16 protein-coding genes and 1 other RNA gene are annotated in these 14,837 nt (G+C 49.2%); 15 read left to right on the top strand and 2 right to left on the bottom strand.

Annotated features, from left to right (window positions below):
- Window positions 1-26 precede the first annotated feature (26 nt).
- From sfsA to PGX44_RS02540, 3 genes are all read left to right on the top strand, one after another.
- The gene (gene sfsA / locus PGX44_RS02550) at window positions 27-1,163 is read left to right on the top strand and encodes a DNA/RNA nuclease SfsA (protein WP_498854128.1); all 1,137 of its coding nucleotides are present in this window, start codon (window positions 27-29) and stop codon (window positions 1,161-1,163) included.
- 96 nt (window positions 1,164-1,259) lie between these two features.
- Entirely contained in the window at window positions 1,260-1,847 is a 588-nt protein-coding gene (locus tag PGX44_RS02545; RefSeq protein ID WP_498854127.1) for a hydrolase, read from the top strand.
- A 47-nt stretch (window positions 1,848-1,894) separates the two neighbouring features.
- Window positions 1,895-2,323 carry an OmpH/Skp family outer membrane protein gene (locus PGX44_RS02540; RefSeq protein ID WP_186502518.1) on the top strand — a complete coding sequence of 143 codons (429 nt, stop codon included), beginning with the start codon at window positions 1,895-1,897 and terminating at the stop codon, window positions 2,321-2,323.
- Between the two features lie 63 nt (window positions 2,324-2,386).
- Here PGX44_RS02540 and PGX44_RS02535 read toward each other — a convergent pair whose 3' ends face one another.
- Both PGX44_RS02535 and PGX44_RS02530 read right to left on the bottom strand, forming a co-directional pair.
- The gene (locus PGX44_RS02535) at window positions 2,387-3,538 is read right to left on the bottom strand and encodes an acyl-CoA dehydrogenase family protein (protein WP_498854126.1); all 1,152 of its coding nucleotides are present in this window, start codon (window positions 3,536-3,538) and stop codon (window positions 2,387-2,389) included.
- A gap of 221 nt (window positions 3,539-3,759) precedes the next feature.
- Window positions 3,760-4,179 (bottom strand): MarR family winged helix-turn-helix transcriptional regulator, encoded by a 420-nt coding sequence (locus PGX44_RS02530; RefSeq protein ID WP_498854125.1) that lies wholly within the window; start codon window positions 4,177-4,179, stop codon window positions 3,760-3,762.
- A 233-nt stretch (window positions 4,180-4,412) separates the two neighbouring features.
- On the opposite strand from PGX44_RS02530, the gene PGX44_RS02525 reads away from it, so the two are divergent.
- From PGX44_RS02525 to PGX44_RS02470, 12 genes are all read left to right on the top strand, one after another.
- Entirely contained in the window at window positions 4,413-4,862 is a 450-nt protein-coding gene (locus PGX44_RS02525) for a GtrA family protein (protein WP_498854124.1), read from the top strand.
- A gap of 20 nt (window positions 4,863-4,882) precedes the next feature.
- Window positions 4,883-6,433 (top strand): M20/M25/M40 family metallo-hydrolase, encoded by a 1,551-nt coding sequence (locus PGX44_RS02520; RefSeq protein WP_289001014.1) that lies wholly within the window; start codon window positions 4,883-4,885, stop codon window positions 6,431-6,433.
- 165 nt (window positions 6,434-6,598) lie between these two features.
- Window positions 6,599-7,717 carry an OmpA family protein gene (locus PGX44_RS02515; RefSeq protein ID WP_186502523.1) on the top strand — a complete coding sequence of 373 codons (1,119 nt, stop codon included), beginning with the start codon at window positions 6,599-6,601 and terminating at the stop codon, window positions 7,715-7,717.
- A 188-nt stretch (window positions 7,718-7,905) separates the two neighbouring features.
- An RNA gene (gene ffs / locus PGX44_RS02510) (signal recognition particle sRNA small type) lies at window positions 7,906-8,005 on the top strand.
- Between the two features lie 81 nt (window positions 8,006-8,086).
- On the top strand, window positions 8,087-10,033 hold the full coding sequence (dnaX, locus tag PGX44_RS02505; RefSeq protein ID WP_498854123.1) for a DNA polymerase III subunit gamma/tau: 1,947 nt from the start codon (window positions 8,087-8,089) through the stop codon (window positions 10,031-10,033).
- Between the two features lie 19 nt (window positions 10,034-10,052).
- A complete protein-coding gene (locus PGX44_RS02500; RefSeq protein WP_289001017.1) occupies window positions 10,053-10,373 on the top strand; it encodes a YbaB/EbfC family nucleoid-associated protein in 321 nt (106 codons plus the stop codon).
- The gene (recR, locus tag PGX44_RS02495; RefSeq protein ID WP_498854122.1) at window positions 10,373-10,963 is read left to right on the top strand and encodes a recombination mediator RecR; all 591 of its coding nucleotides are present in this window, start codon (window positions 10,373-10,375) and stop codon (window positions 10,961-10,963) included. Before PGX44_RS02500 ends, recR begins: the two co-directional genes overlap by 1 nt.
- Before the next feature lie 8 nt (window positions 10,964-10,971).
- Window positions 10,972-11,217, top strand: coding sequence for a pro-sigmaK processing inhibitor BofA family protein (locus PGX44_RS02490; RefSeq protein ID WP_498854121.1), 246 nt, complete (start codon window positions 10,972-10,974; stop codon window positions 11,215-11,217).
- An 82-nt stretch (window positions 11,218-11,299) separates the two neighbouring features.
- The gene (locus PGX44_RS02485) at window positions 11,300-12,430 is read left to right on the top strand and encodes an efflux RND transporter periplasmic adaptor subunit (RefSeq protein ID WP_498854120.1); all 1,131 of its coding nucleotides are present in this window, start codon (window positions 11,300-11,302) and stop codon (window positions 12,428-12,430) included.
- A 21-nt stretch (window positions 12,431-12,451) separates the two neighbouring features.
- Window positions 12,452-13,216 carry an IclR family transcriptional regulator gene (locus tag PGX44_RS02480; protein ID WP_186502529.1) on the top strand — a complete coding sequence of 255 codons (765 nt, stop codon included), beginning with the start codon at window positions 12,452-12,454 and terminating at the stop codon, window positions 13,214-13,216.
- Window positions 13,213-13,821 carry a DNA-3-methyladenine glycosylase gene (locus PGX44_RS02475; protein WP_498854119.1) on the top strand — a complete coding sequence of 203 codons (609 nt, stop codon included), beginning with the start codon at window positions 13,213-13,215 and terminating at the stop codon, window positions 13,819-13,821. The genes PGX44_RS02480 and PGX44_RS02475 overlap by 4 nt, the downstream gene beginning before the upstream one ends.
- A gap of 74 nt (window positions 13,822-13,895) precedes the next feature.
- Window positions 13,896-14,783, top strand: coding sequence for a DUF2156 domain-containing protein (locus PGX44_RS02470; protein WP_498854118.1), 888 nt, complete (start codon window positions 13,896-13,898; stop codon window positions 14,781-14,783).
- The last annotated feature ends 54 nt before the right edge of the window (window positions 14,784-14,837 follow it).

Genomic DNA, 14,837 nt, shown 5'->3' with positions numbered 1-14,837 from the left:
TCGGAACTAGAGAGGAAGAAAAGCCTATGAAAGCTATGCCGCCGTTACAAAAAGGATATTTTGTCGATCGCCCGAATCGTTTCATTGCCCATGTAGAACTGGCTGGGCAGTGTGTGACCTGCCATATGCCCAATCCCGGGCGCATGTGGGAGCTGTTATTTCCCCAGGTACCGGTGTATTTGCGGCCGGCTGCGAATAGCGCCCGCAAGACGCCCTACGATATTGTCGGTATCGAACGGGATGGTGTGCCCATTCTCCTCGATACGCAGTACAATAATGATGCCGCAGCCTGGCTGGTGTCACAGCATATCGTGCCAGGCTGGGAGGACTGGGATCTCCTGCGGCGGGAGGTGACTGTCGGCGACAGCCGCTTTGACCTTCTCCTCAGCCGCGGTGAAGAGCTCTTTTTCGTTGAAGTGAAGTCGTGTACCCTCTTTAGCAAAGAAGGAGCTATGTTTCCCGATGCCGTAACGGAGCGGGGCAGAAAGCACGTCCTTGAACTGGCAGCTATGGCGCAAAAGGGCTATCATACGGGCGTGCTCTTTCTCGTCCATTGGAATCGGGCCCGTTGGTTCTTACCGGATTATCATACGGATCCGGCCTTTGCGGCAGCCTTTGCTGAGGCGGCGCCATTTTTGGACTGGAAGGCCTTGGCCGTCGGCTGGGATGCTTCCTTTACTAAGCCGCAGCCGGCCGGTCTTTTGACCTATCCTGAAGCAGTGTTAAAAGAAGAAAACAAAGATCGTGGTGACTATCTCTTCGTTCTCTCCCTGGCAGAAGCTTGCGATATCGTTATCGGTGCCAAGGGAAGCGTGCATTTTCCTAAAGGCTATTACGTCTATGCCGGTTCGGCCAAGAAGAACCTGGCTGCCCGTCTGGCCCGGCACCAGCGCAAGCGTAAGCACCTGCACTGGCACATTGATTACCTGCGCCAGGCTGCAGATGTCGTAGCGGCCATTCCAATCCGCACTGCAGCTGATTTGGAGCATAGCCTGGCCCAGGCCGTAGGTACTGTAGCAGACTGGCGTATAGATGGTTTTGGCTGTACCGATTGCACCTGCCCCAGTCATCTCTTTGGCTTCCTGGATAATCCCATCCATAGGCGCTCTTTTCTTCAGGTCGTAGAAGACAGCCGCATGAACCGCCTTGATGAAATGATATAGAATACAATTCTAATTTTACTATTCCTAAAGAATCTATGATATAATACTGGTTATATCCACATAACCATTTATATTTCATGCAGGGGGTAGAGAACAATGGAAAGAAAAGATGCATTAGCTTTATTACGTAAATATAATGGAGAACCGTTTCATATCATGCATGGCCTGACTGTAGAAGGCGTTATGCGCTGGTATGCCCAGGAAATGGGCTATGGCGACGAAGCTGATTTTTGGGGCCTCGTCGGCTTATTGCATGACGTAGATTTTGAAAAATATCCGGAGCAGCACTGCAAAAAGGCACCGGAGCTCTTAAAGGAAATCAATGCTTCTGATGAATTTATCCACGCCGTCGTCTGTCATGGCTATGGCATCTGTGTCGACGTAGCGCCGGAACACCAGATGGAAAAGGTCCTCTATGCAGCAGATGAACTGACCGGCCTGATTTGGGCTGCTGCGCAGATGCGTCCGTCTAAGAGCACGAAGGATATGGAAGTAAAGAGCCTGAAAAAGAAATTTAAGGATAAACGCTTTGCTGCCGGCTGTTCCCGTGACGTCATCGAAAAGGGCGCCGCTGTACTGGGCTGGGATTTAAATGAGCTCTTTGAAAAGACGATTTTAGCTATGCGCTCCTGCGAAGACCAGGTCCATGAAGAATGCCTGGCTCTCACAGGGGTTGAAAAATAAACTTGTTTTGTTATATAATGTTTACTAATAAAGGAGGATTGATTACGATGCAGATGAAGAAAAAAATAGGCACGTTAATGATGTCGGTTATGCTGGCAGCAACCGCTTTAGGTGGTGCCTTGGCCGCACCGGTAGGTACGCTCGATATGCCTCAACTGATCCAACAGCATCCGGGCTTCACGAAAGCCATGGCTTCCTGGAAGACAGATGTAACAAAAGCCCAGGAAGGCTTCCAGAACGAAATTAAAAAGGATAAGATAACGGATCAGAAACAGCAGCAGGACGTTGCTAAGAAATACGCTGATCAGCTGAACAAGCAGCGCCTCGATTTATTCCTGCCCATCGAAAAAGATATCCTCGCTAAGGCTGACGCCGTCCGCAAGGAAAAAGGCTTGGACAATGTCGTTCTGAAAGGCAGCGTCCTGATCGGCCAGTATCAGGATATTACCGCTGATGTAGCCGCAAAAATGAAATAAGAATCAAAAAAGTTCCACGCATGAAACAATTCATACGTGGAACTTTTTATGTATAGAGAGCGTTTATTTTTTATGGGCAAAGAGATTACTGGAAATGACCAGCTTTTGAATTTCATTGGTCCCTTCGTAAATCTGTGTGATTTTGGCATCGCGCATCATGCGTTCTACGTGGTATTCTTGCATATAGCCGTTACCGCCCAGCATTTGTACACATTCCGTCGTTATTTTCATAGCTGTATCGGAACAGGTCAATTTGGCAATGGCTGCTGCTGTTGTAAAAGGTTTTCCTTCTTCTTTTAAGGTAGCTGCTTTATAGAGGACCAGTCTTGCCTTTTCCAGATCGGCATACAGCTCGGCCATTTTGAAGGCCAAATACTGCTGTTTAACCAAAGGATTACCGAACTGTTCCCGTTTTTGCAGGTAGTCCGCAGCGATGGTAAAGGCGCCTTCGGCAATACCCAGGGCCTGGGCGGCTACGCCAATGCGGCCGCCGTCTAAGGTTACCATGGCTAATTTAAAGCCTTCTCCCGGTTTGGCAATCATGTGTTCCGGTGACACGCGGACATTATTCAATACCATCTCCGCTACTTGGGCAGAACGAATTCCCATTTTGTGGGCTTTAGGCCCTACATAAAATCCTTCCATTCCTTTTTCCACGACGAAGGCACACATACTTTTTGTACCGATAGAAGGATCTGTCAGGGCATAGATCACCGTGTAGTCAGCAATGGGGCCATTGGTATTAAAAATTTTGGTACCGTTCAGGATGTAGCTGTCTCCATCCTTGGTTGCCAGCATTTTTTGGCCCGCTGCGTCCGAGCCGGCAGAAGGTTCTGTCAGGCCGAAGGAACCAATAGCCTGGCCGCTGGCAATGGGAGCGAGAAAGCGTTTCTTTTGTTCTGCCGTAGCCTGGGAATACATGACGCTGCCACCATATAAAGAGGTATTGACAGAATAGGCGATACCAAAAGCGGCGTCTACCTTTGATACTTCTTCTACAGCCAGGATATATGGTAAATAGCCCATACCGGACCCGCCGAATTCAGTGGGATAGCAGAGACCGAACATGCCCATTTTCCCGAATTCTTTAAATGCGTCCAAGGGAAATTCTTGTTTTTCATCCCGTTCGGCAACACTTGGTGCTAAGTGAGCTGCCGTAAATTTACGTACCTGATCGACAAGCTGTTGTTGTTCTGTTGTTAACGAGAAATTCATAAAAACACCTCCTGCTATATAGGGGAAAATTTATTACTATTTTTAATTAAAATAATTCGCATTAAGAACTATTTCTTAAACAAAGAATATCATGTTCAGAAGGACACGTCAATAATCTGCGAAAATAGGTATAGGCAGAGAGAATGCATGCTATAGCTGCAACGTAGAGAAAAGAAAAAACGGCCCTGTACGATATGCACAGGGCCGGAGATATATGATAGTCAGCCTTTTTGGTCACAAATACGATTTAAAAGGCCTATGAGCTCGTTCTTTTCTTGCGGTGAAAAGATGCTTAACACCTGATCATTCAGCTGATCGATCAGGGCTTGTACCGGTTCCTTGAGGGACAGGCCTTCCTTTGTCGCTTTGACACTGATGCTGCGGCGGTTAGTAGGATTGAGTACGCGGTCGATAAGGCCCCGTTTTTCCATCCTGTCGAGGACGCCGGAAATGGTAGAATTCTCGACGCGTAAAATCGTCGCGATTTCCTTTGGCGTCAACGATTCTTCCTGCCAAAGGCAGGCCAATACGCCATACTGTCCCGGCGTAATGCCAAACTGGGACAGGTTTTCCGAAAATATGAGAAATACCTCGTGCTGTGCTACCGTCAGCAGGTAATTGATACATTTTGTATATTCCATGAGATTGCTCCCTTTGTTAATGTTTGATTTTTGATATAAATCAGTTTTAGTTTACCATAAGATATTCATCAATGCTATGATAAATCTCACGATTTATGGCCGTACCGGCAGAAATTTGCCAGACTGTCTGCCTATCTTTGGATTGTATAGCGCCCATAGATGACGTATAATTAAAGAAATATCATCTCTTCATCGCCTGTGATGGGGGAAAATACAAAGGATATACATCAGTAATGAAAAAAAAGCAAATATTTGGCTTTGACTATACCAATAATGAATATATGAAAATCTTCATGTACCTTCTGGTCGGTGGCAGCGCGGCTTTGTTGGAATGGGGATTGTTTTATCTCTTTTTTAGCTGCCTTACGGCGTACAGTGTATTTTCACTGCAGACGCAAAATGTTCTGGCCGCGACGACTATGGCCTTTGCCGTTTCTACGTTGTACCATTATCTCTTGTGCAATGTCTTTGTTTTCGACAGCGGCAGCCGCTACGACCGGGGAGCTGAAGTATCCCTCGTGTTTTTGGTCAGTGCCATCGGCCTGGGCTGGAACTTACTTCTCATGTGGATTTTTACGTCACCGTCTATTTTAGGCCTGCCGTCTATGCTGGCAAAAATCATGGCCAGTGCGATTGTTACGGTGTGGAATTATTTATCACGTAAAAAATGGATTTTTAAATAATTTGAAAAGGGGTTGGGGATATGGAAAGAAACCAGCGAGTATTGGAACTGTTGCGGGAAATGATTGCCATTGATAGTGAAACGAATACGGAAAAAGAAGTGGATATGGAAAAATATCTGCAAAAAAAATTACTGGCCATGGGTGACAGCGTACAGGTCAGCCTGATCCGGGTCACGAATGATCCGGCCGGACGCTCCGTAGTCTGCGGCTTTATTCCAGGCAAAAAGAAAGATACGGTCATCTTTCTGAATCATCATGACGCCGTCAATACAGAGGCCTATGGTATCTTGCGGGATGATGCATTCTCCCCGGACCGGCTCTTGGCAGAATTGATCAAGTTTGAAAAGGACGAAGTCGTCCTTTCTGATCTGACCAGCGGAGAATGGCTCGTTGGCCGTGGTGCCTGTGATATGAAGGGCGGTGCCGCAGCGCAGCTCGCCGTATTTGAAGAATATGCCGCCCAGGGTGGTGGCGATGTAGGTCTTTTATTTGTCTCCCTGCCTGATGAAGAATCGTACTCTTCCGGTATGCGCACAGCCGTACCGATGTTAAAGGAACTGCGCGATACGTACGGCCTTAGTTATCGTGTTCTCATCAATAGTGAACCGAACGAAAAGGAAAACGGAAAAATCGTCGCCTTTACAGGGTCTGTCGGCAAATTATTGCCTGTCGTCCTCGTACAGGGAAAATCCGTACACGTAGGCAATTACCGTCAGGGCATCAATCCCTTGGGGATTGTGTCCCGGATTATTGCAGCTACAGAAGGGGATGCTTCCCTGGCCGACCGCTGCGGCGAAGAAATGACGCCGCCGCCGGCGTGGATTTACTTGCGCGACCGCAAGCAGCATTATGATGTATCCCTGCCTCAGCGCGTAGCCGCTTGTGCCAATTTCATGACCTATACGAAGACGCCGGAAGATGTCATGTATATTTTGCGCAATGTAGCCCAAGAAGCTGTAGCTGAAGCCTTGCAGCATGTCGATGACGGCCTTTCTATGGAAGTCATCAGCAGCGCCGAATTGCTCAACCGGGCCGCAGCCTACCCAGGCTTTGACGTGTTCTACGAAAACGTCAAAAATAACAGCTTCATCCGTCTCCAGGAAGGGGAAACGACGTATGCCCAGGAAACGATCCGTATGATCGAAGCAATCCTCGATTTTACGGGCATGACTGATCCCCTGACGATTATTTCCTTTGCACCGCCGTACTATCCGGCCGCCGACAGCCACATGCTTCACGATGAAAAATTCTCCGGTCTCTGCCAGGCCATTAAAGAAGTGACGGATATCCGTTATGATCACTATTTTAATGGCGTTTCTGACTGCAGCTATTGCTGTGTGGATCCCAATCTCGATGAATCTCTCTTGGAACATAACCTGCCCTTGTGGGGCAAATCCTATGGCTTTGATTTCAATGCCATGGCAGAAATGCAGATTCCCTTCCTGCTCCTTGGACCGTGGGGCCGTGATCTGCACGAACGGACAGAACGGGTCAATATTGAAAGTGTTTCCGTCAAGCTGCCGGCCGTCTTAGAACGGGTACTTATGTATGTAAAGAATACAGCAGAATAGATAGTTGACAGTTTGTAATATTGATTGTTTGTAACTAAACTGTAACAATTCTGTAACAATGATATGCTATACTTTTTGCGTATAAAGGTCCACAATAACGAACCTTTTATAAAGTTATTGTGTAGTTTTTATGAATTTATTTATAACAGAAAGCGTGGGGGTATCATGATGAAAAAGAAAGTATTCGCTTTAGTAGCAGCAGCTGCATGTGTTTCATCATTTGCTTTTGCAACACCGCAGACACAGTTTGAACAGGGCCAGTGGCAATTGGACCTGGGTGCCTGGAATCCGAAGGCTGAAGTAGACAGCGGCGACATTTATGGTACCGGTGGCGACGTAAGCACCGATACAAAATGGAATTTCCAGGGCGGTCTCGGCTATGCATTCACAAACAGATTGGCTTTGCAGTATAACTACTACGGTCTGAAAACCGATGGCAGCAATGAAACTGCCGGTATCGGCACCGATGGTGACGAACACGAAGTCAACCTCGTATATTCCCTGAATAAAAACTTCGCTGTATACGCTGGCTGGAACCGCATTAAAAACGATCTCGACGGTGCCAACTGGAGCGATACGAACAACGTTGCCCAGATCGGCTTGATCGCTAAAGCACCGCTGGCTAAAAATCTCGACTTCTATGCAAAAGGTGCTGTCGGCACGAAGAGCACGGCTCTTTGGGAAGCAGGCCTTGGCTACACCATTGGCGATAACTGGGATATCAGTGCCGGCTACCGTTATTTGAACACGAAACTGGCTGATGGCGGCGACGTTATCGATGGCGTTAAATTACATGACGACACGAACATCACGTACAAAGGCTTCATTGCCGGCGTATCCTATCGTTTCGGTGGCGGCCACAAAGAAGCTCCGGCTCCGGAACCTGTATACACACCAGCTCCGGAACCCGCACCGGTTGTTGAAACACCGGCTCCGGCTCCGAGAAACGACTACTATTTCGAAAGCATCCACTTCGGCTTTGATGAAGATCAGCCGTTGCCGTCGGAACAGCAGAAACTGGAAAACTTCGTTGCTACAGCAAAAGCTAACCCGACAGATACATTCAAACTCGTTGGTAATACAGACTCCAAGGGCACGAATGCATACAACGAAGGCTTGTCTCAGCGCCGCGTAGACAACGTAGCTGCATACGCTGAAAGCAAGGGCGTACCGGCTTCGCAGATGAAACTGGAATACAAGGGCGATACCGATCCGGTTGCTACGAACGCTACAGCAGCTGGCCGTGCTGACAACCGTCGTGTTGATATTTGGCAGAATAAATAAGCTTCGGCTTAGATCAAAAAAACTGTTGCATGCCTGGTGCATGCAGCAGTTTTTTTACACATTAAATGACATATGTAGATTACGTATAGATCGTTTTCAGTTTTACAATGTAAAATTGCTTGCTATTTTACCATTTATGGGCTATAATTACATAGCTAACATAATAAAAGTATTGGTGCGTGACAATCCGTTGGGACTTATGCAATGGAAACCTATGAACCTCGTCAGGTCCGAAAGGAAGCAGCGATAAGTAGTCATTTTCATGTGCCATGAGGCAACCTGACGGGTTGTCATACACGAGTACTTTTCAGTTGGTAAAAGCAGCTAGCCCGTTAGCTGCTTTTTTTAATAGTTTGGAAAGGGATAGTCATGGCATATATTGCGTTATATCGTAAATGGCGGCCGAAGACCTTTGAAGATGTAGTCGGCCAGGGCCACATTACGAAGACATTGCAAAAAGCTATAGATACGGATAAGGTAGCCCATGCGTACCTCTTTTCCGGACCGCGTGGCACTGGCAAAACCAGTACGGCTAAGATTTTTGCCCGGGCCATGAACTGTGTCCACGGACCGACCTCCCACCCTTGTAACGAGTGCGAAGCCTGTTTGCACATCATGAACGGTGAATCACTGGATGTGGTGGAAATTGATGCGGCTTCCAACCGCAGCATTGAAGACATACGCAGCTTACGGGAAACGATTAAATTTATGCCGGCAGAAGGCAAAAAGAGAGTGTACATCATCGATGAAGTACACATGCTGACGACAGAAGCCTTTAATGCTCTCTTGAAGACCTTGGAAGAACCACCGGCCCACGTCATTTTTATTTTGGCCACGACAGAACCGGAAAAGATACCTATGACGATTCTTTCCCGCTGTCAGCGCTATGAATTCCGTCGCATTACCAGCCAGGATATTGCCGAACGGCTCCTCTATGTAGCCAAACAGGAACAAATCGGCCTGACGGTAGGTGCCGCTCATATTCTGGCTGTCCAGGCCGATGGCGGCATGCGCGATGCCCTGAGTATGCTCGACCAATGTGTCAGCAATGCTGACGGGACCATTGATGAAACGCTTGTCCGCAACCTGCTGGGCCTCGTAGGCCGGGATTGGATTTTTTCCCTGGCCGATGCCGTTTTTCATAATAAAGGCGATGTGATCGTCAAATCCGTCGATGATATCGTACGTTTTGGTAAGGAACCGCGCGTTATTTTGACCGAATTGCTGACTCATTTACGGGCACTTATGCTGTATCAGGCGGCACCGGCGTCAGATACGCTGGCAGCCTATGCTGATTCGCGGGAAGAACTGGCCAAACAGGCCGGCAGCGTTTCGAAAGAGCACGTATTCCATATTCTGGGAATTCTCCAGGAAGCGCTGCTCACGGCAAAAAATTCGCCTGTACCACGGGTGGCCGTCGAAATGGGGCTGCTCAAGGCGAGCGAACCCGTTGTTTCCCCTGCGGCTGCTACAGGCGGCAGCGAGATGCTGCCGGCACTGCAGGCTCTGACCGACCGCGTAACCCGATTAGAACAGGCACTGGCAAAGGGCCTGCCCATGGGGGCTTCTAAGGCAGGTACGGAGCAGGAAGAAATTCCTTTGCCGGAGGATGAATTTTACCAGCCTGTGGAACCACTCTATGACCCCTTTGATGATGCCGGCCTTGTAGCCGCACCGGCAGAGACGCCGCACCGTCAGGTACCGGCAAAACCAAAGGCAGCACCAAGGGCTGTGGCAGCACCGTCGGCGGCAACCGTAGTTCCACAACAGGTCCAAGCGGCTCCTGCACCGGATGCTGTGCCTGCTGCGGCTGAAGCAGGCGGCCAGACTGTTCCGCCGGGCCAATACATGGCTATCTGGAAACAGGTTTGCCAGATTTTGCAAAAAGAAAAGCAGTTACAGGTTCTTTCCTGTATCCGCCTGGGACATGTCGTATATATCGGTGCGACAGAGGTCATTATTTCCCTCAAATCGGCCTTCATGGTCAAGCGGGCCAACCGGGAAGACTATTATAAGTTTGTCGACCAGGCTTTGGCCCAGGTAATTGGCCGGGGCTACCATATGCAGGCATATCAGGAAAATGATCCTGCACTGGCAGACTTTGAAAAAAAAAACACTAAAACCACGTTGATGAGTTCTCCTGCGCCATCTATAGCTGAACCTATGGCGCCGGCAGTGAACGCAGCAGCTCCTGAAGAAGAGGCTGAGTCCTTACAGGCTGTTACGCTGCAGGATATTCCCGAACAGGAACGCGAAGTTCTGGAACCATTGCTGAAAACACTGGGAGACTGTCATATATATGTAGAAAACAAATAGAAAACAGGAGGACAAGAAAATGTTTGGTGGAAATATGCAAGGTATGATGAAGAAAGTACAGAAAATGCAGAAGGATATGAAGAAGCTGCAGGATGAATTAAAACAGCGTACTGTAGAAGTGACCGTCGGCGGCGGTGCCCTGACGATTGTCATGAATGGCGAAAAGAATGTCGAAAGCGTCAAAATCAACGATAAGAATGTCATCGATCCGGAAGATACGGAAATGCTCGAAGACCTCATTGTAGCCGGCGTCAATGAAGCCAACAAGAAAGTAGACGACATGATGGCTGCTGAAATGAGCAAAATTACAGGCGGCATGAAGCTGCCGGGCATGTTCTAATGGATACGCCACTCGATCGCCTGACGGAACAGTTTCGCCGTTTGCCGGGCATAGGCATCAAGACGGCAAGAAAGCTGGCGTACCATATGGTGCAGCAGCCGCAGGATAAGGTAGATGCTTTTATTACGGCTATCCGTGAGGCAAAAGAACAAATGCATTTTTGTTCCATTTGTTTTAATTTATCGGCCCAGGATCCCTGTCCGATTTGCAGCGACTCCCGCCGTGATCATACGACCATTTGTGTCGTAGAAACGCCGCAGGATGTACTGGCTATTGAACGCAGTGGCGATTACCATGGCCTCTATCATGTCCTGCACGGTGCCTTATCGCCGTTAGATGGCGTAGGCGTCGATGACCTGCGTATTAAAGAATTACTGCAGCGGCTGCAAAATACAGAGGTACAGGAAGTCATTCTGGCAACGGATCCCGATGTGGAAGGCGAAGCGACGGCTCTCTATCTGGCCAGACTGCTGAAAACGGCCGGTATCCGCGTGACCCGTATTGCCCGTGGCCTGCCTATGGGCGGCGATATTGAATATGCCGATGAAGCTACCTTGGCAGGTGCTGTGGCCAACCGGCAGGAAATGTGAGGTGCCTTTTGGACCTATATGGTGTAGGCATTGGTATTGTCATACTGGTGTTGCTTCATAAACTGATTTTAGCGCCCTTGCGGCGTCTCCTTGGTAACGTGATCGTCGGCCTGATTGTCCTCTATGGGATTAATCATTTCGGCTATCTGCTGGGCTTGTCACCTGTACCGATTACGCTCGTCACGGGCCTGTTGATTGGGATCTTTGGCTTGCCTGCCGTTGCCGTATTGACCTTGTTTTACACATTTTTTTGAGGAGCCGGCTGTCCTGCTCCCTATGGCGTGATATATAGGAATAAAAGTGCAGATTCTTTTATTCCGAAAGAAGGTAATAGTTGTGAACGTAAAGAAATGGGCAGCTTTGGCCTGTACTGCTGTCTTTGCCATGAGTCTGCTTGCAGGCTGTGGTAACAGTGTTTCTACGAAGACCCAAAGCGTGACGAAGTCCAATCATCCTGTAGCCCTGACACTGGATGCGAATATTACGGCCCTGCATATGACAAATATCGTGCCGAAGTTATCGGGCAAGCTGGTTTCAACGCCTCTTACGGTAGGCCAGGAAGTAAAAGCCGGCGAAGCCGTCGTGCAGGTGGATTCCGCGCCGTACCAGCAAAGCGTCAGCGATGCAGAAGCCCAATTAGTAGCAGCCTCTTCGGCCGCGGCGGCAGCGCCGGCGTATACGGCTCCGGCCAGCAGTGGCGGCGGTGATATTGCCCAGCGTGCAAAGCTGGACGTTTGGTACAATATGGGGGCTATTTCCAAGGTAGAATATAACCAGATGATGGCCCGCACGGCAGCGCCCGCAGCGCCGGCACAAGCGGCCGCTCCGGCTGTCGATACAGAAAAGATTGCCCAGCTCCAGCAGGCTGTACAGACAGCCCGGGAAATGCTGAGCAATGCTACGATTTATTCACCTATTGATGGCCGCGTAACGGCTGTAGCCGACAATCCGTCCGTCGCTGTAGCAGGCAACGTCCTGGCTACGATTCAGCAGATGACTCCGCTCGTCGCTACCTTTGCCGTACCGGAAGATTATATAGAAGCCCTGAAAAGTGCCAAGAACAGTGGTACAATCAAGGTATCCATTATTGCGCCGTCCGGTGAATCGGAAGCCGGTGAGCTGACTTACCTGGCTGACGTGAAGGATCCGGCGACCAATTCGTATATGGCTAAGATTACCTTTAACAACGATAAAAACCTGTTTATGCCGGGAGAATTTTATCATGTCCGCCTTTCTACACCACAGGAGGTTTCGCAGATCACGGTACCGAAGACAGCCATCCGCACGAAGGACAGTGGTGACTTTGTCTACATCGTCAATGATCAGGGCCTGGCAGACGCCCGTTCTGTCCTGACTGGCGATGAAGAAGCGGGGCAGGTCGTCATTTTGAACGGCCTCAATGAAGGCGATAAGGTCGTCGTAGATCCGCCGAATTCTCTGGAAATTGGCATGAAAGTAAATTCGTAGCCATAGGAAGGAGGGTATTTCGTGAGAACAGAAGATACAGGGAAAAAGGGCAGGGAAAACAGCCTGCTCAAGTCTTTGGAAAAAAGTCTGGATGTGCTGGATATTTTCGTCGAATGCAATACAGGCCTGACGCTGAAAGAAATTGCGGAGAAGACGGATCTCAATACGTCTACGGCGTTCCGCATCGTCAACACGCTGGAACGGCGGCAGTATCTGACCCGCAATGAGGCCTCCAAGCAATACCGCCTGGGTCCTAAAGCGCTGGCTTTGGGCTATTCGTCCCATTGGACGGAAAATGTCGTTACCCTGGCTAAGCCCTACTTGCGCCGTCTCCAGCAAATCTTTAATGAAACGGCCAGTATTTATGTAGCTGAAGGAGATAACCGTATCTGTCTGGATCATGTAGAAAGCACCCATTCCTTGCGCCGCGTGATTCCCATGGGCGAATCCCTGCCTATATATAAAGGCGCTGCCGGCAAGGTATTGCTGGCCTGGGCTAATAAGGCAGAACGCAAGCGGATTATCGTCCAGTATGGGAACCTGTCAGAAAGTGAATTTGCCACCATCCGGCATAATGGCTATGCCATTACGCAGGACGAAAGCGAACATGGCCTTTTTGCCCTGTCCGTACCTATTTTTAACTTTGAAGAACAGGTCGTGGCGTCCCTGACCATTGCTGGTCCGAGTATGCGTTTTTACGATTCTATCCGGCAAAAAATGCTCTTTACCATGAGCCAGTATGCCTATGAAATTTCCTATTCCTTAGGCTATCGGAAGGAATCATGATTGGTGAAAGATGGCCACGCGAAGCCTATGAGGTACATGCTGTCAGCCTGGCCAAGAAGCTGTTAGGCTCGTATCTGGTCCACGTTACTGCCGGCACCACCTATGCAGGCCGCATCGTAGAGACAGAGGCGTACGGCGGCACGTACCGCCGGCAGCCTGACGACGGGGCACACAGCTTCCATGGCTGTACGAAACGGACGGAGCCCATGTTCCGGGCTGGTGGCTGCAGCTATGTCTATCTTATTTATGGTATGTACTATTGTGTTAACGTCGTAGCTGGTCCGGCCGGCAGCGGCGAGGCAGTACTCATCAGAGCCGTCGAACCGGTGCTGGGAACCGAGGCCATGCTGGCCAATCGAAAGGCCGCTAAGGCCAGTGTGAATCTGACCAATGGGCCGGGTAAGCTGTGCCAGGCTATGGCGATTACAAAAGCGCAAAATATGCTCGATCTTTGCGGTGCTGAGCTGTATATTGCAGGGCCTGCACAGAAAACTCGTCTGACGATACTGCGCTCACCGCGTATTCATATTGATTATGCCGAAAAGGGAAAGTTTTTTCCCTGGCGGTTTTATATAAAAGATAACCCGTACGTATCCCGCAGGTAAGTATCTAGGGATGGTACCGGCTGTCTTCATTTTGAGGGAGGGCGATTATTATTATCGAATTCAAGGAATTCCGATTGGAAGATAAAGCAATACTGGATGATTATTTTCACCAAAAACGGTACGAACAGGCAGATGCTACGTTTATGACACTCTTTGCCTGGCAGTACCCCTATGAAATACAGTGGGCCGAAGAAGACAATGTCCTCTATATCCGTTCCGGCCGTGGCAAGAAGCAGTTCTGGCTGCCGCCTTTTACGAAAAAGGATGCCGACTTCGTCAAGGGCATTGCCCGTATGCACGAATGGTTTGATGCCCGGGGCTATCAGTTCCTCATGAAGGGCGTTGTACCGGAAGCGGCGAAACGGATCCACGATTTATGCCCGGACTGTTATGACATTACACCGGACCGGGATAATTACGAATACGTCTACCTGACGCAGGACCTCATAAACCTTTCCGGCAAGAAGTTCCGCCAGAAAAAGAATAACCTCAATCATTTCTGTAACCAGTATATCGGTAACTGGGAATACGTGCCCATTACGGAAAAAATCTTCGGCGAATGCCTGGATGCAGAAAAAACGTGGTACGACCAGCACGATACAGATGGCGAAGGTGATGAGGAACTGCTGGGAGAACGCCATGCCATTGAAACGGTATTTAATAACTGGGATGCCTTACAGGCTGTTGGCGGTGCCATCCGCATGTACAATAAGATCGTAGCCTTTTCCATTGGGGAAATGCTCAATGACGATACGGCGATCATTCACTTTGAAAAGAGTGATCCTACCATCCGCGGTCTCTATCAGATCATTAACCACGAGTTCGTCGTCCACGCCTGGAGCCATACGACGTACATCAATCGTGAAGAAGATATGGGGATTCCCGGCCTGCGTCACTCGAAAGAATCGTACAATCCGCATCATTATGTAGAAAAGTTTGATGTCACCTTGCGTCAAAAATAAAAGACAGCGTCTCCCGGGCACGGCTGGGCTGCCGGCACTATGCCAGGCGCAGGC

The organism is Caecibacter sp. AF58-12pH5A, assembly GCF_027681725.1.
GTDB classification, from domain to species: domain Bacteria; phylum Bacillota; class Negativicutes; order Veillonellales; family Megasphaeraceae; genus Megasphaera; species Megasphaera hominis.
Note: the sequence above shows the minus strand (reverse complement) of the source record. Positions and strands in the feature narration are given on the sequence as shown.